Raw genomic sequence first — 1,975 nt, 5'->3', positions numbered from 1 at the left:
GACCGGCTTTCCATGGCGGAGAAGGTGCGTAGCCCGATGCGGTAGGACAGGTGGCTTTCGAGTTTGTGCATGCGGCCGTCGTCGATGCGTTGTGAGGCGAGGAGGAGGTGGACGCCGAGTGAGCGGCCGAGGCGGCCGATCATGACGAACAGTTCGGAGAAGTCGGGGTGGGAGGCGAGGAGTTCGCTGAACTCGTCGACGACGACGAACAGTGTCGGCAGCGGGTCGAGTAGCGTGCCGCTCACCCGCGCCGCCTCGTACTCGCGTAGTGAGCTGTAGTTGCCGGCGCTGCGCAGGAGTTCCTGGCGGCGCATCATCTCGCCTTGGAGGGCGTCTTGCATGCGTTGGACGAGGGGTGCTTCGTCGGCGAGGTTGGTGATGACGGCGGAGGTGTGGGGGAGGCCGTCGAGGCCGAGGAAGGTCGCGCCGCCCTTGAAGTCGACGAGGACGAAGTTGAGGACCTCGGAGGAGTGGGTGATGGCCATGGCCAGGACGAGGGTGCGGAGCAGTTCGCTCTTGCCCGATCCGGTCGCGCCGATGAGGAGGCCGTGGGGGCCCATGCCCCCTTGCGCGGATTCCTTGATGTCGAGTTCGACGCGGCTGCCGTCCTCGGCGATGCCGATCGGCACGCGCAGCCGGTCCGGGCCGTCCGCGCGCGGCCACACACGGCTGGGTTCGAGGGTGTCCAGGTCTCCGACGCCGAGCAGTGTGCCGAGGTCGAAGTCGGTGAGCATGGGCTCGGCCACGTCGGCCGTGGCGCCGAGCCGGAACGGTGAGACCGTACGTGCCAGTGCGGTCGCGCGCGGCACGCTGAGGCGGTCGGGGTGGCCGAGTGAGGTGCGGATCTCCTCGCCGCCGCGGTCGAAGCGGACCATTTCCATCGACTCAGGGGTGACCTCCAGGCGTAGCGTGCCGCGGCCTGGGGTCATGGGCAGGCCGGAGGAGACGTTGAGGACGATGGAGTTGCGGTAGCCGGTTCCGGCGAGGCGTGATTCGGCGGGTACGTCGACGCCGTCGACGATCACGACGACGTAGGGTTCGTCGCGGGTGGGGGTGGCGCCGGGTTCGAAGCGGCCGCGGCCTTCCATTTCGGTGGCGAGGAGGGTGTCGAGGGAGTCGATGCCGTCGGCGTGCAGCCGGGCTTGGCCGGCGCCGTCTTGTTCGCTGCCGTGCTGGTTGTGGGGGAGCCATTTGATCCAGTCCCATTCGGTGGCGTGTTCGGGTGCGGCGCAGACGGCGACGCGCAGTTCGTCGGGGGAGTGGAAGGTGACGAGCTGGGCGAGCATGGAGCGGATCAGTTCGCGTCCGGCGGCTTCGTCGCCGCGGAGCCGTACCTGGGCGAACCCGCGCAGGAACACCGCTGCCGGTAGGTCGGTGACGGTGGTGTAGGCGCGGATGAACCGGCGTAGCGCCCGCGCGCACAGGGGTTCGAGGTCCTCGACGGGTTTGGTCTGCATCGGGTTCATCGTCATCGCGAGCTTTTGCGGGCCGGTGCCGATCCGGACCTCGGCGAAGTCGGCGTGGGTGGGGCGGCGTTCCCACAGCCGCGCGCTCATCGCCACCGACCACAGTCCGGCCGGGTCGGGGTGCTGCCAGGCCAGCGACTCACGCTGAGCCACCGCCACGGCCCGCACCTTCTTCCGGGTCTGGGCGAGGTAGCGCAGGTAGTCGCGGCGCTCGCCCCGCATCCGCCGTTTGCGCTCACTCGTGGTCCGTCCGACCTGCCCGAACACCATCGTCATCGACGTCAGCGCCATCAACCCGGCCGCCATCAGCCCCAGGCCCGGTTTGGAGGGGGAGACGAAGATGAGGATGGTGACGCTGGAGCCGATCGCCATCGGCAGGTACATCAACAACATGCCCATGTTGCCCGTCGGCGCCTCCGGCAGGACCGGAGGCTCCTGCAGGGACAACTCTCCACTGGGCATCTCAGGCGGTGACTGCCGTGGCGGCCGCCGGAACAGCGTCGTACTCA

At 68.9% G+C, this 1,975-nt stretch carries 1 protein-coding gene; it reads right to left on the bottom strand.

From position 1 onward, the window contains the following. Window positions 1–1,913, bottom strand: a 1,913-nt coding sequence (gene eccCa, locus QWU11_RS47015) for a type VII secretion protein EccCa (protein ID WP_290121127.1), incomplete at its 3' end; no start/stop codon positions are given. Between the last annotated feature and the right edge of the window lie 62 nt (window positions 1,914–1,975).

Origin of the sequence: Actinomadura sp. DC4 (assembly GCF_030406325.1) — a bacterium.
GTDB lineage: Bacteria > Actinomycetota > Actinomycetes > Streptosporangiales > Streptosporangiaceae > Actinoallomurus.
Note: the sequence above shows the minus strand (reverse complement) of the source record. Positions and strands in the feature narration are given on the sequence as shown.